Origin of the sequence: Sphaerospermopsis sp. LEGE 08334, assembly GCF_015207205.1 — a bacterium.
Lineage (GTDB): Bacteria > Cyanobacteriota > Cyanobacteriia > Cyanobacteriales > Nostocaceae > Sphaerospermopsis.
Genome location: NZ_JADEXH010000031.1, coordinates 51,771 through 74,772, shown reverse-complemented (window position 1 = coordinate 74,772; position 23,002 = coordinate 51,771). Strand labels below are relative to the sequence as shown.

Below are 23,002 nucleotides of genomic sequence, written 5' to 3'. Positions count from 1 at the left end.
GGTGTGGGGTGTGGGGTATTGTGTGTTTAGAGAAAGGACTTGCTATACTCACTCCCATATAAACCGTTATCTTTATCTGGCAGTAAGTCCAAAAAGACCGGTGTGAATCCCCTACAGGTGATTCACAAATTGTGATGTCAAATTTTTATTTGTATTCAAATCCATGCTAATGAAAACGCTTCCTATTAGTAGATACAGATTTTTCCAAAAACTACAACCTCTATCCCTGTTGAAGAAAATCACCAGTAAGTCTGTTACTGGTTGTTTAGAGGTATTTAGCACTTCCGGGGCTTGGTCAATATATGTACAAGAGGGGAAATTAATTTATGCTTGTTACTCAGAGAAGATGTTTGAGCCACTGTATCGCAACTTGCAGCGGTTGACTCAGAAAAATTCTACTCTTCCCAGAGGTATTAATGAGCAGTTACAAAGCATCTTTGAAAGAGGTGTGGAAAATCAGGCTATTCCCAATCCAGATTATTTAGCTATTTGCTGGTTGGTGAATGAGCAATATATTAGCTCTATGCAAGCGGCAATGCTCATTGAACAATTAGCTCTAGAATTTCTAGATTCATTTCTGCAAATCGAAGAGGGAAGTTATGAGTTTATCCATGAAACCTTTTTGGATGATTTACCCAAGTTTTGTCATTTGAATCTGCGCTTATTAGTGGAAAAGTGCCAGGCGGGTATAAAAGTTTCTCCTGAACAATTTTGGCAGTATAGTCAGCAATCTTCAGCAGGTGTCAGAGTTGCTACGGAGCAGTTTTGGCCAGACAATGAACCAAAGACACGCCCTAAAATTGAAGTACAATTGCCCCCAATTGGCAATAAACCACCAACTCCCAGCAAATATCAAAGATTTTATTCCCAACCCAAGGACAAAAAACATTACACAATTTTCTGTGTGGATGATAGTCCTTTGGTGTTAAATACTATTAAAGGTTTTTTAGATGAGCAAATATTTTCTGTATTTGGTGTTACAGATTCAGTAAAAGCTTTGATGGAAATTTTCCATACCAAACCAGATATGATTTTTCTGGATGTGACGATGCCGAATTTAGATGGCTATGAAATTTGCTCTTTATTGCGGAAACAGCCATATTTTAAAAATACACCTGTAATTATGGTGACAGAAAAAGCCAGCTTGATAGATAAAGCTAAAGCAAAACTCGTTAGAGCTTCAGCTTGCTTGACTAAGCCTTTAAATCAAAGTGATTTACTGAAAACGGTTTTTCAGCACATGATTTAAAGTAGATAATTGAAAGTAGATGATTGAAAGTAGAAAATATAAGTTTTTCTCGATCTAGATTACACTGGACGACAATTAGATAAAATACTGTGCATCTTGACTACTGCTCCAATGACTGCGATCGCTGGCGCACTAAATCCCGTCTCTTCAACTTGTTGCACAATAGTACCTAACTCACCAATTAATTCTTCTTGTTCTGGCCGGGTTCCCCACCTCACCAAACCTATTGGAGTCTCTGGACTCAACCCAGCTAAACTCAACTGTTCCACAATATAAGGTAGATTGTGGATACCCATATAAATCACTATTGTTTCTGAACCTTGGGCGATCGCCTGCCAATTTATAGCCGGTCGATACTTACCCGCCGCTTCGTGACCCGTTACAAATGTCACTGATGAACTATACAGACGGTGGGTTAAGGGAATACCAGCATAAGCCGCCGCTGCAATGCCGGCTGTGATCCCCGGCACAACTTGGACAAAAATTCCTGCTGCTACCAACTCTGCCATTTCTTCCCCACCACGCCCAAAAATAAAAGGATCGCCTCCTTTTAACCGCACCACAATTTCATGCTCTTGGGCTTTTTCAATGAGTAGTTGGGTGGTTTCTTCCTGTAAGAGCGAATGTCTCCCCATGCGCTTACCAACGTTTATTTTTTCAGATTGGGGATTGATCATTGCCAAAACTGGCGGACTTACCAAAGCATCATAAATAACTACATCCGCACATTCCAACAAACTTTTACCCTTGAGAGTCATGAGTCCAGGATCACCAGGACCAGCACCGACTAAATATACCTTACCCAAAAACTTTTTCCCCTTCTGTTGCTAAATCCCAGATTATATCAGCTAGTTCTGCGCTGACTCCTAAAGGTGGTGCTAATTGCAACTTTACCCCAGGAAATTTTAATTTTAGCTTTTCTAAAGATTCGGCGATCGCATCAGTTATTCCCCCAGTGAATAAAAAATATGGCAAAATTGCAATGTGCTGATTACCAGCAGCTACTAATTCTTTTATCCTTGTTTCTAAACTGGGAGATACAGACCAATAAGCGGTTACTGCTCCCAAACTTTTGGCCATAGTTTCTATTGGTTGTTGTGAACCAGAACGACGACTACCATGAGCTAAGAGAATTGATACTTCTGCTTTTATAGTAGCCATTGCCGTAGTCAGCAATTTTCCTAAATTTTCATGACTACCCACATAAGGTTTAATCTCAATCTGGATCTTTTCACCCAGTGCTGTTTGTGCGAGTTCCACTTCTGCGGGAATATCTGACATGACATGAACTCCCGGTAGCAGAAATAAAGGTATAATTTTTAGGCATTTGCAACCAAAAGCTAAAGCTTTTTGCGCGAAATCTTGAATTTGCTGGTTTAATGGTTGAGTATTTAGCTCTAGGGTAGCTATCCCTACTAAATGTTCACTGTCTGGTAATTTCAGACTGAGCAGCTTTGCTAGTTGCTGCATAGCAATATCTGGACGTGGATCACGACTACCGTGAGATACTAAAAGATAAGCAGATGACATAGGCATAATTCAGGAGTCAGGAGTCAGGAGTCAGAATATTTGTTTGCAGCAGTGATTTACATAAGTACGTGTTTTCATCAATTATCAAGAATAACTCGAAAACTCTCATGCTCTGGGGATTACCTTTTAAACAAGTTAGCTGAAGGAGTATTTCTTATCAATACCTTAGCCAAAAAAAGAGCCTTGATAATTTCTGGCAAAACTGGCAAAAATAAGCATACATAAGCGTTTTGATTAAAATGTAGTTTAGAATCACCAAACCCTTATCCTACTGTCAATACATTAAAAAAGCCTTGTGGTAAACCTTAAAGGAATTTTTAGTAGTGATTGTTTTTGCCAAGTCTCAGATAAATGGGAGTTAATGGTTAAAGCATCATCATCTCACCCTCGCAATTTGGCTAAGGTATTGGATTATGAATCATATTTTTGATTTTATCTACATCTGCCATCATCACAACTACCCCTTCTATTTTTTTGTCGATGAGGGGGTTGAGGGCAACATAACATTGGATTTGTTTACCTCGGCGATTTGTAGCAGCTAAAATCATTTCTTGGAAATCTATTTTACCAGATAGGATATCCAGAATAGGCGATCGCAACTCTTCCACAGGTAAACTAATATCTAAACTAAATAGAGATTTATTGATCACTTCATCATTGCGTAATCCCCATAAATCTTCTACAAAATGATTCCAAATTAAAATGTTAAAGTTTGGGTCAATGACAACCATTCCTGTTTGCAGGCTTTTAAGAATGGATGTGATAAAAACATTGGTGCGGTTCAGTTCTAAAGTGCGATCACTTAACTCATAATTAATTGTTTGTAATTCTTCATTTGCCGATTGCAATTCTTCATTCATTGTTTCCAATTCTTGATTACTAGACTGGAGTTCTTCGTTAGTTGTTTCTAATTCTTCATTAGTAGATTGTAGTTCCTCGTTAGTTGTTTCTAATTCTTCATTAGTAGATTGTAGTTCCTCGTTGGTGGTTTCTAAATCTTGTCGAGAACGTTGCAATGCTTCTTGCAATTGGACATAACGAGTGACATCATTAAAACTTATGCTCACACCTAGTAAGCTGAGATTATCGTCTTGTAAAGGTGTGATCCGCACATCCAAGTATTGCTTTTCTGAGTTTGATAAATAGCGTTCTACATTTGTAAGATTGATGGGACGACGTTCTTTGTATGCTCTTTCTATTAGCGATCGCAATTCTATTGGTCGATAGGAAATTTCCAACTCGTGAAAAGGACGATCTAAATCTCTCATTGATAAACCAAACAAACTGCGAGCTTGCTCATTGATAATCACTAATAAACCATTGATATCAATGACTATTTCTGCTACTGGGGCTGCATCAAAAGCCAACTCTTGCAAGCGAATGTGTTTAGATAAACGACGATTAGATTCATCATCTGCTGAATTTGCCATAACTAATAGGCGATCGCGTAAATTTGTTGATGATAATTTAGTAAATATTCTATTTTTTAAGTCTACAGGCATGAACAAATTAGAATACATCAGCAGCATCTCGGCTTTACCTAAAAACAAATAGCCTGTATCATTCAGGGCAAAATGAAACCTAGCCATTATTCGCCCCTGCACCTCAGAATTGAAATACATCAATGTGTTGCGACACACCAGCAAATCTAACCGAGAAATCGGCGCATCCAAAAATAAATTATGACGACCAAAAATCACACAACGACGCAAGTCTTGACGAAATATATAATTATTCCCTGCTAAATCAAAATATTTATCCAGTAGTTCCGTTGGCACTTTATCAATTTCTTTCGCTGAATATACAGACTGACGTGCCTGATTCAGAGCTTCTTCATCAATATCTGTAGCGTAAATTTTGACTCGATGACGAAACTCTTCTACTCCTAATGCTTCAGCAAACAGTATTGCTAGAGTATAAGCTTCTGCTCCAGATGCACAACCAGCAGACCAAATGCGAATCTGCTCACTATTTTTTTTACCTTTAATAATATTAGGTATAACTTGATTTTCTAAATATTCCCAAGCAGCAATATCCCGAAAAAAGTCCGTGACATTAATCAAAATGGTATTGAACAAATAATTAAATTCTTCTGGGTGAACTTCTAAATAGTCTATATAATCACTAAACTTTTCTATATTTAATGATTGTAAACGCTTGGTAACTCTACGCACCAAAGTTGAACGTTTATAGCCAGTAAAATCAAAACCTCGATTTTGTCTAATATAAGTTAGTAAATTTTCAAAGTTTGCAGGTATTTCTGGGGCAGTCATAGGGTCAAAAATGAATAATCAGGTCTCAAAATAATAGACATAGTTTGGTGAGTATGCTTAATAACTTTCCAAACATACTCTAAACATCAATCACATTTTATTTATAAAAAATTTTATATTTCTAATATATTTAAATTCTAAGTATAAAACTGCAACCATGAATTTAGTGATAAAATATCATAAAAATGATATAGTCTTATCGCTTAAGTTGCCTGGACTTATAAAAACAGGACTGAAGTCTTAAAAAATGTTAATCACAAGCTACAAACAATCTATTTATTTAACCAATAGTCATGAAAAAAGTCAAGTAGACAAAATAAATATCTTCCCAAAGATATACGAAGTTAAAACTCATATATTTTTTTCTATTCATCTTCACTTTCTAATATTCTCTTAGCGTCTAAAAGCCTATGCTTATGCTCTTCACTAACAGTAGGATATTGTAAATTTAATTCTTTTAATTTAGTGCAGATAATATCCGACACAACTAACCTGGTAAACCACTTGCGATCCGCAGGTATAATATACCAGGGTGCATATTCTGTACTAGTGTAGTTAAAAACGTCTTCATAAGCCATCATGTAATCATCCCAAAAACCACGTTCCCGCACATCACTAGCGGAAAATTTCCAATGTTTTTCTGGTGATTCAATTCTATCTAAAAAGCGTTTTTTCTGTTCTGATTTTGAGACATTGAGAAAAAATTTCAGGACAACAATTCCATTATTTACCAAATATTTTTCAAAATTATTAATTTCCTCAAACCGCTGCTGCCAAATTTGATTACCGTGCGGAATATAATGCAGTTGTTGTTTTTCTAAAAGTTCTGGATGGACGCGCACCACCAACAATTCTTCATAATAAGAACGGTTGAATATACCAATTCTTCCCCGTTCGGGTAAAGCTTTCATTGAGCGCCACAAATAATCATGATCTAATTCTTCATCACTAGGTGCTTGAAAGCTAAAAACCTGACATCCTTGAGGATTTACCCCAGACATCACGTGTTTAATAGTGCTATCTTTACCAGCAGCATCCATCGCTTGCAAGATAATCAGCAAAGCATAAGTATTTTGAGCATAGAGAATATTTTGATAATTCGCTAATTCTTTGATACCAGCTTTTAGTTTTCTTTTCGCCTCAGCTTTTTCATGAAACTCAGCTTTATAACTGGGGTCATAATCATCTTTTAAAGAAATTTTAGCCCCTGGAGAAACAATAAACGGATCATGATTCATTTGCAAAAAGCACCTTAGTAGAAACGATTTAGAGATTTTTTTGGTAATAGGTGAGTGTTGACTGGTGACTGGTAAGAAAATTTTAGATTTTAGATTTTAGATTGGAGTTAACAAAATCCAAAATCCAAAATCCAAAATCCAAAATTGAATTACCCATTACCTAACTGTAACTTTTCCAGTCGTGCTAAAACTTCCTGACTGTGAATAGTGGGATTGACTTTGACAAAAGTTTCCCGCAAAATCCCTTGGGGATCAATGATAAAACTATGACGCATGGATACATAACCAATCCAAGAACCATAAGCTTTACTCACGGCACCATCTGTATCCGCCAAAAGGGGGAATTTTAAACCCTCAGAATCACAAAATTCAGCGTGGGAATCAATATCATCCGCACTGACACCAATAATCTGAGTATTTTTTTCTAGATATTTGGGCAAGTCTTGTTGAAAACGTCGTGCTTCAATTGTACAGCCAGAGGTGAAATCTTTGGGATAAAAATACAAAACTACCCACTTACCACGTAAGTCAGAAAGTGAAATTTTACCATCTCCTGTATTGGTGGGTAAGGTGAAATCAGGCGCGGGTTGGTTGATTGCAGGTAGTTTACCACCCAAAGCAGCAGCAGTGGGGGTAAAGTTTAACCAACTGATTAGGGATAAACAACCCGCCAATAAAATGGTAATAAAATTGCGTCGTGAAATCATTTTGCAAACCAGAATCATAACTTAACATAAGTTAACATTATTTCCAGTTCCCGGACTGCTTGAAGAAGTCGGGGATCTTAGGGACTTCCAAGAAATAAATTATCCAATCTTATGGGAGATTATCCAATCTTGTGGGATGGGCTTCTAGCCCGTCCGGGTTTAAGGGCAGGCTGTCCGGCCTACCCCACAAGAATTAATTGTATATTTTTTTATCTGGAAGTCCCTTATCTCAGCGGATTTTCTGTACTTTCAATATATTGACTATCCATGAGGAAAGTACCTCTATTAAAGCGTACACCCCAATATCCTCCAGGGCGGCGGTCAATAACTATACCTTCTTCACCGACGCTAATCACATCAGGAGGACGTAACATGGGCATGGGGTCAGCAGTTTTGATGTATGGTGGTAATATCACCACACGGACTTTACTACCAATAGGAAATTCTTGAGACATTTTCAGCGAGTTAGGTTGATAGGTTAATTAACTTTTAACAGGATTTTGCCGAGATTATGTAGATTTCTGGTTTCTGATTACTGTAAACCCCAGATAAACTGAATTATCCTCCAATTTTGATCATTTCTATGTCTGTTGTTTTACCTAAATTGTATAATTTTTTGCCTCGTTTTTCTAGGTTAGCCAGCGTAAGTATGCTGTCTAATATGATGATTCCTCTAGCGGGGTTGGTGGATACTGCTTTTTTAGGACATTTAGCAGATATCCGTCATTTGGCTGGGGTAATTTTGGCAACTATTCTGTTTGACTACCTTTATCGAGTGTTAAAATTTATGCGGTCAAGTACCAATGCTCTGACTGCTCAAGCTGTGGGTTCAGATGAACCAAAAGCCGTATTATTGGCTGGTTTACGTAGTGCTTTGATTGCTTTGACGGTAGGGTTAGTGATTTTACTGCTGCAATACCCTATACAAAAATTTGGTTTTTTGATGTTGAATGGTTCTCCAGAAATTGAAACTTCTGGGATTGACTATTTTTATGGCAGAATTTGGGGCGCTCCGGCTGTTTTGCTCAATTTTGTCCTTTTCGGTTGGTTTTTAGGACGAGAAATGAATGGTTGGGTGCTGCTGATGTCTATCGTTGGTAATGGTTCTAATGTGTTGCTTGACTATCTGATGATTTTTAAATGGGGTTGGGAAAGTATGGGTGCGGGTTTAGCAACTGCTTTAAGTCAGTATTTGGCTTTGGGAGTTGGTTTGCTGGGAGTGGGATTGAGTATTCAGTGGCAAGTGTTACCTACAGCACTACAAGAAATATTTGATTGGGTAGCTCTCAAGAATACTATGGCGCTAAAAAGTAATATTTTCATTCGATTTTTAGCCCTGATTTCTGCTTATGCTATCTTTACTAATTTGAGTGCCGGTATGGGAAAAACTGTTTTGGCAGAAAATGGATTAATGCTGCAAATTGCTCTTTTAAGTCAGTTTACTATCCAAGGTGTGGGAGTGACAACTCAAACCTTAATTGCTAATTTTAAAGGTAAGGGAAATCAACAACAGATGATGCCGTTGTTATTTGTGTCTATGGTGACAGCTATAGCGATCGCTGTGACTTTTGCTTTGGTATCTATGATTTTTCCTGATCAAGTTTTTGGGTTGTTGACTAATCACTCAGAAGTTAATACTAACATTAATCAATATACAATTTGGTTGTTGCCGGTTTTGGTAATTACAGCGATCGCTTTTATTCTCGAAGGTTACTTTATTGGTTTAAAGGAAAGTGTAATTCTACGTAATGCTGTATTACTCGCCTTTTTTGTGGGTTTTTCGCCTTTAGCGATCGCCGCTTGGTATTTCCACAACAATCATCTATTGTGGTCAACTCTTGTTTCTTACATGACAACTCTTATGGTAGTATTAGCTATACAGATACCCCAAACTTTGTATTCCCAAAACTTAGAAAATCAAAAATCTCTCACTCATTCTTAACTATTTATTGGTAATGGGTAATTCAATTTTGGATTTTGGATTTTGGATTGTTTTTGTCAATTCCAATCTAAAATCTAAAATCTAAAATCTAAAATTTTCTTCACCAGTCACCAGTACCCTTAAATAGAAGTAGAATTACGTTGTTGACTCCGAGATTTACGATTTTCCTGCATTTGTTTCAGTTGTTCTTGTTGTGCTGGAGTTAAAACAGCTTCCATTTGTTGTTTTGAAGACTCTTTAATTTCCCGCATTCTGGTTTTTTGTGCTTCCGTTAAATTCAAAGCTGCAAAAGCATTATCTTTTTTTCCTTTACCTCTACCTCTACCTTCCATTCTACCTTCCCCTTGTGAACGCTGATTTCTACGTTCTTGCATTGCAGCTTTTAATTGTTCTTTTTGTTCCGCTGTCAAAACTTTCTCCATTTCTGCACGAGCATTGCGGCGAATTTCCTGCATTTTGGCTTTTTGTTCATCTGTAAGTCCTAACTTTTGCCAAAGACTTTTTTGAGCAAATTCTTTACCTGGTTGACGGTTAGGAGAAGTTGGTTGTGCTTGTGCTACAAAGGGTGTTGCTGTTAAAGTAAGAGCAAAAGCAGCAGCTAAAAATGATAATCTCTTGCGGTTCATAAATTACCTTGTGTTTTTCTTGGTTGGATGTCACCATGATATGAAATCATCTCCAGTTACCACATGAGTAAAAAGTCACGTTTACAGCCATGACTTTAGTCATGTTTCCAATCTCGGCAAGATATAGGATAATCAAATTCAATAATTAGCAGTGTTTGCTGGCTTGAATTACGAATTACTAATTATAAATTATAATGTCTCGTTTTATCGAAATTAATAATCATCCTTTTCGGTTTCTACTATATTTAGAATGGGTATTACTAGGGCTATCTGTATTAGTAGTAATTATGCCCTCACCATCACCAAAATTTGCTGCAAGTTTTCCCGAATTAACTATTTGTAGTTTGGCGGTTTTTGGTTTGATGGGTTTAAGAATACCTACCAGTAATAATGTTATCAAAATTATCTATACGGCTATTGAAGTATTTTTAATTTTAATTACTGGTTTTTTGGGTGGGAGAACGGCTAGACTTTTTCCTTTTTTATATTTGATTTTGGTAACGCGCAGTTGCTTAATTTTTCAAATACCTGGGCGGTTAACTGTCACTTTTCTATCATTTATTTTGTTTTTAATGACAATGAAAAGTCGGTTACCTCCTCATAGATTAACACCAATATTACAAGATAGATTCCGTTTCTTTAGTTTTAATTTAGCGGTGTTATTTGGGTTAACTTTGATATTTGTTTTACTGTTAATGAATGCGGTTTTATCTGAGCGTGAAAGTCGAGATAAACTGGCTCTTGCTAACGAAAAACTCCGTCAATATGCTTTGAAAATAGAAAATCAAGCTACCTTAGAAGAACGCAACCGCATTGCTAGAGAAATTCATGATTCTTTAGGACATTCTCTCACTGCTTTAAACTTACAACTGGAAACAGCTTTAAAACTTTCTAAGTCTGATATACCCAGAGCAATGACATTTTTAGCAACTGCTAAAGAACTGGGTTCAAAGGCTTTACAGGATGTACGTCAATCTGTTTCTACTATGCGATCGCACCCTTTACAATCACAATCTTTAGAAGAAGCTATCACTATTTTAGTAGCAGATTTTCAAGTTGCTAATGCCATTTTACCAACTTTTTTACTCTCTCTAGAATATCCCATTCCTCCAGAAATGAGTATTCCCATTTATCGCATTATTCAAGAATCATTAACAAATATTTCAAAATATGCACAAGCATCATCTGTACAATTAGAATTAACTACAACCAGCAATACTATAAAATTAATAGTTCAAGATGATGGTAAAGGTTTTGATATCACCCAAAATACCACTGGGTTTGGTTTACAAAGTATGCGCGATCGCACTTTAGCTTTAGGTGGAGAATTGACAATTAATTCTGCTCCTACTTCTGGTTGTCAAATTATAGTGACAATTCCTTTAACTACCTGAAACTTCAACTACCTGAAAATATCAAGTGATAATTGATAATTGATAATTGTTAATTGTTAATTGTTAAGTCTTGAAAAAAACTGATTAACTTCTCCTAACTCCTGCTCCCTGCCTCTTGCCCACTGTCACCTGTCACCTGACACCTGTAACCTCTTCAAATCATGATTAAAGTTTTACTTGTAGATGATCAAGGTTTAATTCGTCAAGGTTTAAAAGCATTATTAGAATTAGAACCTGATTTAGAAATAGTTGGAGAAGCTGAAAACGGTGAAATTGCGATTAATTTAGTGGAAAAACTACAGCCTAATGTGGTGTTGATGGATATTAGAATGCCCATCATGGATGGAGTTGCAGCTACAAAAGAAATTCAAAAACGGTTTCCCACTACCAAAGTTTTAGTATTAACAACTTTTGATGATGATCAATATGTCAAAGCTGCATTACAAAATGGTGCAATGGGTTATTTACTCAAAGATACACCCTCAGAAGAATTAGCTGTTGCTATTCGTGCAGTTGATAAAGGATATTCTCAACTAGGACCAGGAATAGTCAAAAAACTTTTAACTCAGTTTCCATCTACAGAAACCAACCCCACAGCATCCATACCAACGAGTTTAACCGAATTAACATATAGAGAAAAAGAGGTTTTACGATTAATTGCTACAGGTAGTAGTAACCGAGAAATTGCCCAGAAACTCTTCATTTCCGAAGGAACAGTCAAAAATCATGTCACTAACATTTTAAGCAGACTTAATTTGCGCGATCGCACCCAAGCCGCTATTCTTGCTAATACATTTTTAGCATTTCTGCAAGAATAAAACTCTGAGGATTATTATGTAAAGATTTTTATTATTGTGCCTGCCTAACAGAGTATTATAAGAATTATTGCTAATCATTATTGTCATCATTATTTGAATTAAAATTATGATTAGATAATTTTTTTGAGAATTTCACAAAAATTTAATACATATAAATGGGTATCTTCTGGGAAGATAATTCTTGTGATATCTATTTACATAGAGTCTTCCAGAGGAATTTTTAGGAGTGATTGTTTTTGCCAAGTCTCAGATAAATGGGAGTTAATGGTTAAAGCATCATCATCTCACCCTCGTAAATTGGCCAAGGTATTGATTATGAAAGAATTTATGCACTCTTTAGAAGAATTAGTGGACAAACTAACACTAGGTGCAATTTTAGAGATGTTAGAACGAATCTGCCACAAAAAAGCAGAAAATCTCAGAACTCACTGGAATGATGAAGAAAACGCCAAGTTGTGGGAAAAAGCAGCTAAACAAATCGAAAATATTAATGTCGATATTTGAAAAGAGCAGCACTCAAAGTATTCATGTGTTCCCAGGGTTTAGTCCCTCCCACCCAAGGATGCGAGGGTAAATTTCCTTTGGGGAATGTTTTGGGTGCTGGCCAGGGAAAAACTAAATTCTGACTATAAGAACTAGATTTGGTGAGATCCCAGCCAACAGCAGCACAAAATTGAGGATAATCTTGACCACAGCTTTCATATATTTCTATTTGCACACTGAAACCAAAATGACCTTGACTATATTTTGTCCATAAATGATCAATGATCTGTAAATCTTCAGAAGGTAAGTTTTCTAAATCACTATTAAATAAATATTTCCTCGCAGGTTTAGATAAAGCTTGACGCAGCACTGTCCAGGTTTCATCATCTGCTTTTTGCCATTGTTTGAACTTGAGTAATTTTTCTAACCTCTTGTAATTAACTCCGGCGGCTGAATATAAGGTATTGTGAATATTAACTGATTTTTGTTTAACTGGTTGTATTTCTGTGTTGACTGCTGCTAAAACTTCTGTAGCAGACTGGTAACGTTGAGGTAAGGAATTTTGCAGAAGTTTATCAATAATTTTACTCAAACGCTCGGAAACTTGATTTTCCGGTAATAAATAATCTTGCCATACCCAGCGATCGCTTGTCACATCAAACAAATCAAAGGGAGAAACACCTGTTAATAAATAAATACAAGTTACACCTAAACTATACAAATCACTCGCTGGTAAAGCTTTACCCCGCATTTGTTCAGGAGCCATATATTCATGACTCCCTACCGTTGTACCAGTATTTACTAAAGCTGTAGCAGTGATTTGTTTGGCAACTCCAAAATCAATTAAAAACAAGTTTCCAGCTTCAGTATTATTATGGTTATTACTGTTTTTTATTTTACTTTTTTGTACAAATTTTTTGGGTTGTTGTTGAGCATTGAAAGATTGCAATTCACCCAAATTCATAGTAGGATGTAATAATCCTGCCTGAGTAATTGGTGGAGGATCTTCAGATTCATTACTTAACAATGAAGTATATCTTCTCATAATATTTGCTGGTTTAATATCCCGATGTATCACTTTTCGAGTATGAATAAATTCCAGCACTGGTAATAAATCTTTGAGTAATTGCCAAATATGCACTTCAGCAAATACTCCTTGCTCTTGCAATTCTTGTGCTAATGTCTTGCCTAAAATTAATTCCTGTACTAAATATAGCTGATTTTCCTGTTCAAAGTGTGCCAGCAATTGAGGGATTTGTTTATGTTGTAATTCATCTAATCTCACTGCTTCTTGGTGAAATAATTCAATCGCTTTTGCAAGAGTAGCTGTATTCGTATCAGGAAAATATAATTGTTTAATTACACATTTAGGTTTAGATGGTATATCTTCATCTACAGCTAAAAAAGTTCTGCCAAAACCACCGCTACCAATAGGATAAATCGGACGATAGCGTTCTTTAAGCAGTAAAGGCTTTCCACATTTGATACAGAAACGAGCATTGTCCGGGTTCTGTTGGTATAAACAAGCAGTACAACAAGTCATTAGTCATAGGGAATAGGGAGATGGGGAGATGGGGAGGTAGGGGAGGTAAGGGAAGTTAATAACCCAGTCACCAATCACCAATCCCCTATTTCTTTTCTGCTTTATAAGTATAAAAGTTGTCAAATGCGCCTACTGTTTCAAATTTGTAACCAGGTATTAAATTATCAATTTTTAAATCAGTAGTATAAACACTAAACACAATATAGTTTTGTCTTTTTGTAGTTGCAGCAATAATATCTCGTATTTTTGGTTTAGCGGAATCAACTAACTGATTGCAATTAAATTGTATCAGATTTTGCAAAAAATTCGGTGTTTTTTGACAGAAATCTGTTTTTAAGTAAGTTGTTAAACGTTGTACTGCATACTCTTCATATTTAGGCTGTTGTGGATTTGTGGTAGCCATCGTCACTCCCAAGACTGCTATTCCTGCTGCGCCTACAGATGCAATTAAAGTCAATACTTTCATATATACCAGGTTGTGATCTAATGACTACAGTTTAAAGACTACAAAAAAAATTAGTCAATTTCAGTCAAAAAAAATCTTGATCATTTTTTAAAGTAGTGCTATACTCAGAGAGTAAATGGCGAGCGTAGCCAAGTGGTTAAGGCAGTGGATTGTGGTTCCACCACTCGCGGGTTCGAGTCCCGTCGTTCGCCCTAGTGATAAATTATTGCTTTATTAGGCTTTAAGCCAATCAAGGAAAGAAAACGCAAAAGAAAGCAAATTAGTATTTGCTCTATTTTTACTAACTGCTTACTAATACAATTGGTAAGTTAGTGTTTTCAAACTTGATAATATTCATATTATTAGGACTTAGGCAAGATAGGACTAAAAACCTAATTCTGAAGTAGGGGTAATTAATGAATTAATTATCCCTGCTTTCGTTCTGTTTTGCGTAAGTCCTGATTATTTATTTTTAATTTATTAATAACAATTGCGTCCCAACTTACAAGAACATAATTTTAAAATTCAAGACTTAAAAAATTTTATACAATTATATTGTATATAGGAATAATATTTGATATCTGAAATTGTTTGCGTAGTCAGATAAAACGCAAAAGGTAAGATCCAAAAGGGTTTCAGAAAATTTAGGTGTACGGATTTTTTTCCAAAATCAAATATGAGTCCTATATAAACAAAATAAATATAAACTATAAAATAAAACATAAATGTTAACTTTGGCTTTAATTATAATTAAACATTAGTTATTTCCAAACAAATATCACTTGTTATCTAAATTTTTATATTAATAAAATTCTCTATTCCTAAAGAAATATAAATTTAATTTACTTTTGTTTAATTGCTACTTTACATCTGTCAAAAGTTAGATATAGAGAATTTCTGAGAATTTCTGTAGTAAGAGACAAAAATATTATGTTATAGATAATTTAGGTAAAGAAAGAGAAACACGTTGTATATAGTTTCTATCATTTCCATACTGTGATCAGAAATTGAGAAGTGTTTGTCTGAGTTGTAAGAAAATGTGAATATTATGTCAGAACTACTCCAAACATTACTTGAGAGCGAAGAAAAGAGTGATTTCCGTTCTTTCATTAGTGACTTGCGTTTACAAGAGAAAAAATACTGGTTGAGGAATGATATAATCAATGACTATGCTGATTATTGTGCTAAATACGAAAAATCTCAACAGTTCTGCTCTACATCAAATTTAGGTAAACTCATTTACTATACACAGGAAATCATTCAACAAGAGTCAAGCTTTTGTTTTATTATCCGTCCCAAAATTGCCAGTCAGGAAATTTATCGGGTGACAGAAGAACTAGATGTCATCCCGATGACAGTACAAGAATTATTGGATCTGCGCGATCGCTTCGTCAACAAATTTCATCCTCAAGATGGTGATTTGTTAGAATTAGATTTTGGTCCATTTTATGATTATTCACCGACGATCCGCGATCCCAAAAACATTGGTAAGGGTGTACAATTTATCAACCGCTATCTATCTAGCAAGATATTCCAAGATCCGAAACAATGGCTAGAAAGTTTATTTAATTTTTTGCGCTTGCACCATTATAATGGTGTCCAATTGTTAATTAATGATCGCATTCAATCACAGCAAAAACTTTCTGAACAAGTGAAGAAAGCTATAGCTTTAGTCAGTGATCGCCCCAAAAATGAACTCTACGAACAATTCCGATTTCCATTACAAATGATCGGTTTTGAACCAGGATGGGGTAACACCGCTGAACGAGTGCGGGAAACATTAAGCATTTTGGATGAACTAATAGACTCTCCTGATCCACAAACTTTAGAAGGTTTTATTTCCCGTCTTCCCATTATTTTCAGAATAGTTTTAGTATCTGCACATGGTTGGTTTGGACAAGAAGGAGTTTTAGGTCGTCCCGATACAGGTGGACAAGTTGTTTATGTTCTAGATCAAGCGAAAAGTCTAGAAAAACAATTGCAAGAAGATGCAATGTTAGCTGGTTTAGAAGGTTTAAAAGTTCAACCAAAAGTAATTATTCTCACCCGCTTAATTCCTAATAGCGACGGTACACTTTGTAATCAGCGTTTAGAAAAAGTGCATGGTTCAGAAAACGCCTGGATATTGCGTGTACCCTTACGGGAATTTAATCCCAACATGACACAAAACTGGATTTCTCGCTTTGAGTTTTGGCCTTATTTAGAAACCTTTGCTATTGACTCAGAAAGAGAAATTTTAGCAGAATTACAAGGTAGACCAGATTTAATAGTTGGTAACTATTCTGATGGTAACTTAGTGGCATTTTTACTAGCGCGAAGGATGAATGTCACCCAGTGTAATATTGCCCATGCGTTAGAAAAATCTAAATACTTGTTTAGTAACCTTTACTGGCAAGATTTAGATGATAAATATCATTTTTCCTTGCAATTTACAGCCGATTTAATTGCTATGAATGCTGCCAACTTTATCATTAGTAGCACATATCAAGAAATCGTGGGTACAAGTGACAGCGTAGGACAATACGAATCTTACAAATGTTTCACCATGCCAGATTTATATCATGTGGTGAATGGCATGGAATTATTTAGTCCGAAATTTAATGTTGTGGCACCGGGAGTAAATGAGAATTACTATTTCCCCTACACCAGAACAGAAGACAGAATAGAGAGCGATCGCTTGCGTTTAGAAGAAATGCTCTTTACCTTAGAAGATCCCGCACAAATCTTTGGTAAACTCGACGATCCTCACAAACGTCCACTGTTTTCAATGGCACGACTAGACAGGATCAAAAACCTCACTGGTTTAGCAGAATGTTTTGGTAGAAACAAAGATTTACAAGAGAATTGTAATTTAATTCTCGTAGCCGGTAAATTGCGTGTTGAAGAATCAGGAGATAACGAAGAACGGGAAGAAATCATCAGACTTTATAACATCATTGATGAATATAATCTGCACGGAAAAATTCGCTGGTTAGGAGTGCGCTTAACCAAAACAGATTCTGGTGAAATTTACCGAATCATTGCTGACAAAAAAGGAATATTTGTCCAACCTGCTTTATTTGAAGCCTTTGGTTTGACAATTTTAGAAGCGATGATTTCAGGACTACCAACTTTTGCTACCCAATTTGGTGGTCCATTGGAAATTATTCAGGATCAGGTAAATGGGTTTTACATTAACCCCACAAATTTAGAAGAAACCGCTGATAAACTTCTGGAATTTGTGACCAAATGTGAACATCATCTTCATTATTGGGATGAAATTTCCCAACAAGCAATTGAGCGAGTTTACAGCACCTATACTTGGAAAATTCACACTACCAAGCTGTTATCTTTAGCAAGAATTTACGGTTTCTGGAATTTCACCTCCAAGGAAAACCGAGAAGATTTATTGCGTTATCTAGAAGCTTTGTTTTATCTAATTTACAAACCCAGAGCGCAGCAACTATTAGAACAGCATAAGTATCGTTAATTAGTAGGGGACTGGGGACTGGGGAAGAAAATTTTAGATTTTAGATTTTAGATTTTAGATTGGAGTTCACAAACTCCAAAATCCAAAATCCAAAATCCAAAATCCAAAATAAATAACTCCTACCTCCTGACTCCTGACTCCTTGATCTCCTAAATAGACAACTCCCACCAAGTTTTTTGACCAACAATACCATCTACTAATAAATTACGTTGACTTTGAAAAGCTTTAATAGCTGCTTCAGTAAGAGGACCAAATATACCATCAACTCGAATACCATAGCCATTAGATACCAATAAACGCTGCATAATTCTTACAGACATACCAGAACTACCAAAACGTAAAGTTGGCATGGGTTGTCTGTTATGTGCTGGGTATCGTGCTAATAGCTGCTCTTTTGTAGGGATATCCTGAGCATCAGCTAACTCAAAAGATATTGAGGACAGGTGCTTTTGTCGAATTTGTTTTAATATATAATCCCGCTGATGTGCCAGTGCTGAAATTTGAGGTTTCTCCCTTCCGTCTACTGTCATAAATTCAGGTGGTGTGATTTGAGAAATAGAAGTTAATTGAGATAACTGACTATTTTTTGAATTATGCACGCCATTTTCCGTTGTAAATGGTCGCTGCTCCGGCAAATGGGGCAAATTTGGTTGTGTGGTGCTTAATACGCCCGTCATTAGCAGGCCAATTTCAGTCATTTTAGTTCATCTGATATTTTGTACCTATAAGGATAAACCAGGAGTAGACAAACAAATAGTGTGAAACTGTAACTCTCGTCCAACAAATTATTTTATGTAAGCAGAAGTAATAAAGAAGACAAATAATTACAGTGTAAAAACTTATTTATTTGGAAATTTGATTAATGATAGTAAACGATGATTCTATCGAAGGGAAGAGGTTTTTTGGTTAATTTACTTTTCTTTACATACTTTGGTTGTTTTCCGTCTTTCTACTTATCAATTGTCAATTGTCAATTATCAATTGATAACAGTAATATCAAGCTGCAAATTGTCAATTTTTGTGTAGTATATATCACCATCTTGTATTTACATAGTTAAGCTATTGCTGAGTCATATTTATAACGTTTTATCACTTTACCAGTCCAGGAATTGTGAGTTAATTTTAGCAAAAAAACCTTGACAAAAATTTAATTTTATCCATATACCAGCAAACTGATTGCAACAATTCGGTGTAAAATCGGGATTAGTCCCGCTACACTAAAGCATTTTGAGGCAAAAAGTTTTTGAAGCAGTTATAATCACCGTTACCAAAATACCTCTTCCAGTCCCCATTTCCCAATAAGATACATTCTGGTGTTAGGATAACCGTGACGACAAAAATGCAAATAAATGTAAACAATATATATTAAGTTCTTAAAAACTAAATTTAGTTAATCACCTTATTTCCAGTAGGTAGCTTCATGTCCATCAGTACCATCGCTCCTGAGCAGGTTAATCGCATTGTTGGGAATCAGCATCATGATCCGTTTGAGGTACTAGGTTCACATCTTATAGAACAGGAAGGTAAAAACGTCTGGGCTGTGCGAGCTTACCTCCCAAATGCCAGCGCAGTTTATGTAGTAGTTCCAGAAGGACGCAAAGAATACCCCATGACAACGGTGCATCATCCCCATTTTTTTGAATGCACCATAGAAACACCAGAACTTAACAACTACCAATTACGAATCAAAGAAGGAGAGCATGAGCGAGTCATTTATGATCCTTATGCCTTCCGGTCTCCCCATTTAACAGATTTTGATTTGCATTTATTTGCAGAAGGAAATCATAACCGCATTTACGAAAAATTGGGAGCGCATCTTACAGAAGTTGATGGTGTCAAAGGTGTTTATTTTGCCGTTTGGGCCCCCAATGCTCGCAACGTTTCTGTTTTGGGAGACTTCAACCACTGGGATGGACGTAAACACCAAATGCGGAAAGGACACACAGGGGTTTGGGAATTATTTATTCCTGAACTGGGTGTGGGAGAACATTACAAATATGAAATCAAAAATTTTGACGGACACATTTACGAAAAATCAGATCCCTACGGTTTCCAACAAGAACCACGTCCCAAAACAGCATCTATTGTCAGTGACTTAAATGCTTACACCTGGAATGATGAAAATTGGATGGAAACCCGGAGACATACAGATCCCCTCACCCAACCAATTTCCGTTTATGAAGTGCATTTAGGGTCTTGGTTACACGCTGCTAGTGGCGAACCAGCAAAATTGCCCAACGGCGAAACAGAACCAGTAGTTATTGCTTCAGAACTCAATCCTGGGGCGCGTTTCCTTACCTATCGGGAACTAGCAGCCAAACTCATCCCCTATGTCAAAGACCTGGGATATACCCATATAGAATTGCTACCCATTGCTGAACATCCCTTTGATGGTTCTTGGGGTTATCAAGTCACAGGTTACTTTGCTCCCACTTCCCGTTTTGGCAGTCCTGAAGACTTCATGTATTTTGTCGATCAGTGCCATTTAAATGGTATTGGTGTAATTGTCGATTGGGTTCCTGGACACTTCCCCAAAGATGGACATGGTTTAGCCTTCTTTGATGGTACACATCTTTATGAACACGCAGATCCCCGCAAAGGTGAACATAAAGAATGGGGAACTTTAGTATTTAACTACTCCCGCAACGAAGTTAGAAATTTCTTAGTTGCTAACGCTTTATTCTGGTTTGATAAATACCATATTGACGGGATTCGTGTGGATGCGGTAGCTTCCATGCTTTACAACGATTATTGCCGTAAAGATGGGGAATGGTTGCCTAACCAGTACGGTGGTAGAGAGAATTTAGAAGCTGCTGATTTCCTGCGTCAAGTAAATCACAACATATTTAGTTATTTTCCCGGTGTGCTTTCCATTGCGGAAGAATCTACTTCTTGGCCTATGGTGTCTTGGCCTACCTATACAGGTGGTTTAGGGTTCAACCTGAAATGGAACATGGGTTGGATGCACGATATGTTGGATTATTTCAGCATGGACCCTTGGTTTCGGCAGTTCCATCAAAACAATGTCACCTTTAGTATGTGGTACAACCACAGTGAAAACTTCATGTTGGCATTGTCACACGATGAAGTTGTACATGGTAAGAGCAACATCATCGGTAAAATGCCCGGTGATAGATGGCAGAAGTTAGCTAATGTGCGGACTTTATTTGCTTATATGTTTGCTCACCCTGGTAAGAAAACCATGTTTATGAGTATGGAGTTTGGCCAGTGGAGTGAGTGGAATGTGTGGGCGGACTTAGAATGGCAGTTATTACAACATGAACCCCATCAACAGTTAAAAGCATTTTTTAAGGAGATAAATCATCTTTACCGTTCTGAACCTGCTTTATATACTCAGGATTTTGCGCGGGAAGGGTTTGAATGGATTGATTGTAGCGATAATCGTCACAGTGTAGTTTCTTTTGTCCGTCGTGCTAAAGATACTGATGAGTTTGTAGTTGTGGTTTGTAATTTTACACCCCAACCCCATTCTCACTATCGCATCGGTGTACCAGAAAAAGGATTTTATACTGAGTTGTTCAATAGCGATGCGCGTAAATATGGCGGTAGCAATATGGGCAACTTAGGAGGAAAATGGACTGATGATTGGTCTTTACATAATCGTCCTTATTCCTTAGATTTGTGTTTACCACCTTTGGGAGTTTTGATTCTCAAACTGGATCAAGAAAAGACTGCGGAAGCACTGAGTTAAGGTTTAAACTGGGATGTTGCGGGAAGTAGTTTACACTTCCTGCTTCACAATCCCGTAACCAAAGTTTAACACCTTGAGCGATCGCCCCCTGACTACTATCCCTGGGTGGTGCTATAGGTGGTTTTACTGGATATTCACCAGTTTGAGTAAACATCATCACCACCTGCCAACCCAAAGTAGTTTTCGTCAAAAACAACCAGTGGAACTGTTGCAACTCCACCGCCTTTTTATTAACATACTGTCGTTCCAGCGTTGTAAAAAAAACCTGCTCAACCCCTTGGGAAGCATAATTATTAGTATTATTAGCAGTATTATTTGCAGTATTAATACCAGGGCTTAAAGGTAGATTTTGAAACTCCGGCTTACCTGCCACCAAAATATAAGGATAGATATCAACACTGCGACTCAGACGACGGGATCTTTGAATAACGCGGTTAGCATAGCTAGGTAAATCTAACATCAAACGAGTAGTTAAACTTTCCAAACTTTGCTGAGAACAAGAACTACTCACATCTGACTTTACAGGTGTAGGAGAAAGATTTTTAGAGAAAACAGGAGATACAAAGATAAAAGACATAAAAAGCCACACAGGAAAAAGAAATACTAAATCCTTAAAAACAAACCAGCCATTTTTTCTGCCTTCATCTGGAAAATTCATCAAATTCAAAAAATCACATCTTGTAAAAAATATTATCCCATAACTTGGGCGGGCAAGATGCCCACCCTACAAAAATCAGAAAAGACCCACAAAAAATCTCTTCAAAACTTCCTCTCTCTGCGTTCTCTGCGCCTCTGCGTGAGATTGAAAAAAGTGATTCACTTACCCACATCTACCTCCTCACAAATCTTATCCCAAGCCAGAACCGGATCAGCAGCAGCAGTAATAGGTCTACCGATCACCAAAAAATCAGCACCTGCTTCAACAGCTTGAGCAGGAGAGAGCGATCGCTTTTGATCACCTTTTTCAGCCCAACTCGGACGCACCCCAGGACAAACCAGCAAAAAATCCTCTCCGCAACATTCCCGCAACTGTGCCACCTCTTGGGGAGAACAAACCGCCCCATTCAAACCTGCATTTTTCGCCAAAAGTGCCATTTCTAAAGCAAACTCCGGCAATTCCAGAGGAATTTTCAAATCAAACGCCAAATCTCGCGCCGAAATGCTAGTTAACACAGTAATAGCGATTAAATTAGGTGGTTTAGTTCCCGCCTTTTCTGCTCCCACCAGCACCGCTTCAGCAGCAGCAGTCAAACAATCATTACCACAAGTTGCGTGAATTGTCAACAAATCCACCCCATAACCAGCAGCAGCACGACAAGCAGCAGCTACAGTATTAGGGATATCGTGAAACTTCAAATCCAGGAAAATCCGCTTTTGCCGAGATTTTAGCACATCGAGAATAGCCGGACCCGTGCTAGTAAACAATTCTAAACCAACCTTCCAGAAAGACACCTGGGGAAGTTTATCCACCAAAGCGATCGCACTTTCCAAATCTGGAACATCTAAAGGTACAATAATTTTTTCATCATTCATAATTCTGGTTATTACATTCAGTTATAGTAGTCCTATTAAG

At 36.9% G+C, this 23,002-nt stretch carries 19 protein-coding genes and 1 tRNA gene; 8 read left to right on the top strand and 12 right to left on the bottom strand.

All coding sequences use genetic code 11. The features are described 5' to 3' along the window. Nucleotides 1-169 precede the first annotated feature (169 nt). On the top strand, nucleotides 170-1,249 hold the full coding sequence (locus IQ237_RS17605; protein WP_194057451.1) for a response regulator: 1,080 nt from the start codon (nucleotides 170-172) through the stop codon (nucleotides 1,247-1,249). A 59-nt stretch (nucleotides 1,250-1,308) separates the two neighbouring features. On the opposite strand, the gene cobA is transcribed toward IQ237_RS17605, so the two are convergent. From cobA to sipA, 6 genes are all read right to left on the bottom strand, one after another. Then, nucleotides 1,309-2,055, bottom strand: a complete 747-nt coding sequence (gene cobA, locus IQ237_RS17600; RefSeq protein WP_194057449.1) for a uroporphyrinogen-III C-methyltransferase — start codon at nucleotides 2,053-2,055, stop codon at nucleotides 1,309-1,311. Beyond that, nucleotides 2,048-2,779, bottom strand: a complete 732-nt coding sequence (locus tag IQ237_RS17595) for a sirohydrochlorin chelatase (protein WP_194057457.1) — start codon at nucleotides 2,777-2,779, stop codon at nucleotides 2,048-2,050. The genes cobA and IQ237_RS17595 overlap by 8 nt, the downstream gene beginning before the upstream one ends. A gap of 398 nt (nucleotides 2,780-3,177) precedes the next feature. Continuing rightward, nucleotides 3,178-5,052 carry a CheR family methyltransferase gene (locus tag IQ237_RS17590; protein ID WP_194057447.1) on the bottom strand — a complete coding sequence of 625 codons (1,875 nt, stop codon included), beginning with the start codon at nucleotides 5,050-5,052 and terminating at the stop codon, nucleotides 3,178-3,180. Between the two features lie 365 nt (nucleotides 5,053-5,417). Then, a complete protein-coding gene (locus IQ237_RS17585) occupies nucleotides 5,418-6,290 on the bottom strand; it encodes a polyphosphate kinase 2 family protein (protein ID WP_194057445.1) in 873 nt (290 codons plus the stop codon). A 149-nt stretch (nucleotides 6,291-6,439) separates the two neighbouring features. Beyond that, nucleotides 6,440-6,997, bottom strand: coding sequence for a peroxiredoxin (locus IQ237_RS17580; protein ID WP_194057455.1), 558 nt, complete (start codon nucleotides 6,995-6,997; stop codon nucleotides 6,440-6,442). 224 nt (nucleotides 6,998-7,221) lie between these two features. Further along, on the bottom strand, nucleotides 7,222-7,452 hold the full coding sequence (gene sipA, locus IQ237_RS17575) for a regulatory protein SipA (RefSeq protein WP_194057443.1): 231 nt from the start codon (nucleotides 7,450-7,452) through the stop codon (nucleotides 7,222-7,224). A 128-nt stretch (nucleotides 7,453-7,580) separates the two neighbouring features. Between sipA and gntT the strand changes: the two genes are divergently transcribed. Continuing rightward, nucleotides 7,581-8,939 (top strand): guanitoxin biosynthesis MATE family efflux transporter GntT, encoded by a 1,359-nt coding sequence (gntT, locus tag IQ237_RS17570; protein WP_194057441.1) that lies wholly within the window; start codon nucleotides 7,581-7,583, stop codon nucleotides 8,937-8,939. Between the two features lie 119 nt (nucleotides 8,940-9,058). Here the strand turns inward: gntT and IQ237_RS17565 are convergent, their stop codons facing one another. Further along, on the bottom strand, nucleotides 9,059-9,565 hold the full coding sequence (locus IQ237_RS17565; RefSeq protein WP_194057439.1) for a Spy/CpxP family protein refolding chaperone: 507 nt from the start codon (nucleotides 9,563-9,565) through the stop codon (nucleotides 9,059-9,061). A gap of 194 nt (nucleotides 9,566-9,759) precedes the next feature. On the opposite strand from IQ237_RS17565, the gene IQ237_RS17560 reads away from it, so the two are divergent. The 3 genes from IQ237_RS17560 to IQ237_RS17550 all read left to right on the top strand — a co-directional run bounded on the left by IQ237_RS17560 (nucleotide 9,760) and on the right by IQ237_RS17550 (nucleotide 12,281). Continuing rightward, complete coding sequence (locus IQ237_RS17560) at nucleotides 9,760-10,959, top strand: sensor histidine kinase (RefSeq protein WP_194057437.1); 1,200 nt, start codon at nucleotides 9,760-9,762, stop codon at nucleotides 10,957-10,959. A 161-nt stretch (nucleotides 10,960-11,120) separates the two neighbouring features. Then, nucleotides 11,121-11,777 (top strand): response regulator transcription factor, encoded by a 657-nt coding sequence (locus tag IQ237_RS17555; protein WP_194057435.1) that lies wholly within the window; start codon nucleotides 11,121-11,123, stop codon nucleotides 11,775-11,777. 315 nt (nucleotides 11,778-12,092) lie between these two features. Further along, on the top strand, nucleotides 12,093-12,281 hold the full coding sequence (locus IQ237_RS17550) for a hypothetical protein (RefSeq protein ID WP_096565039.1): 189 nt from the start codon (nucleotides 12,093-12,095) through the stop codon (nucleotides 12,279-12,281). Here IQ237_RS17550 and IQ237_RS17545 read toward each other — a convergent pair. Together IQ237_RS17545 and IQ237_RS17540 are read right to left on the bottom strand one after the other, a co-directional pair. Beyond that, the gene (locus tag IQ237_RS17545) at nucleotides 12,265-13,803 is read right to left on the bottom strand and encodes a GUN4 domain-containing protein (RefSeq protein WP_194057433.1); all 1,539 of its coding nucleotides are present in this window, start codon (nucleotides 13,801-13,803) and stop codon (nucleotides 12,265-12,267) included. The two genes, IQ237_RS17550 and IQ237_RS17545, sit on opposite strands and share 17 nt — an antisense overlap. An 85-nt stretch (nucleotides 13,804-13,888) precedes the next feature. Next, entirely contained in the window at nucleotides 13,889-14,269 is a 381-nt protein-coding gene (locus tag IQ237_RS17540; protein ID WP_194057432.1) for a DUF4359 domain-containing protein, read from the bottom strand. A gap of 118 nt (nucleotides 14,270-14,387) precedes the next feature. On the opposite strand from IQ237_RS17540, the gene IQ237_RS17535 reads away from it, so the two are divergent. Then, nucleotides 14,388-14,460: transfer RNA gene (locus IQ237_RS17535), tRNA-His, on the top strand. A gap of 836 nt (nucleotides 14,461-15,296) precedes the next feature. Then, the gene (locus IQ237_RS17530) at nucleotides 15,297-17,717 is read left to right on the top strand and encodes a sucrose synthase (RefSeq protein WP_194057430.1); all 2,421 of its coding nucleotides are present in this window, start codon (nucleotides 15,297-15,299) and stop codon (nucleotides 17,715-17,717) included. 149 nt (nucleotides 17,718-17,866) lie between these two features. Here IQ237_RS17530 and IQ237_RS17525 read toward each other — a convergent pair whose 3' ends face one another. After that, nucleotides 17,867-18,415, bottom strand: a complete 549-nt coding sequence (locus IQ237_RS17525) for a peptidoglycan-binding protein (RefSeq protein WP_194057418.1) — start codon at nucleotides 18,413-18,415, stop codon at nucleotides 17,867-17,869. A gap of 722 nt (nucleotides 18,416-19,137) precedes the next feature. Between IQ237_RS17525 and glgB the strand changes: the two genes are divergently transcribed. After that, nucleotides 19,138-21,429: a 1,4-alpha-glucan branching enzyme gene (gene glgB, locus IQ237_RS17520; protein WP_194057410.1), complete on the top strand. Its 2,292-nt coding sequence runs from the start codon at nucleotides 19,138-19,140 to the stop codon at nucleotides 21,427-21,429. On the opposite strand, the gene IQ237_RS17515 is transcribed toward glgB, so the two are convergent. Both IQ237_RS17515 and pyrF read right to left on the bottom strand, forming a co-directional pair. Then, a complete protein-coding gene (locus IQ237_RS17515) occupies nucleotides 21,389-22,006 on the bottom strand; it encodes a hypothetical protein (RefSeq protein ID WP_228020424.1) in 618 nt (205 codons plus the stop codon). The two genes, glgB and IQ237_RS17515, sit on opposite strands and share 41 nt — an antisense overlap. A gap of 239 nt (nucleotides 22,007-22,245) precedes the next feature. Next, nucleotides 22,246-22,962, bottom strand: coding sequence for an orotidine-5'-phosphate decarboxylase (gene pyrF, locus IQ237_RS17510; protein ID WP_194057408.1), 717 nt, complete (start codon nucleotides 22,960-22,962; stop codon nucleotides 22,246-22,248). Nucleotides 22,963-23,002 lie beyond the last annotated feature (40 nt).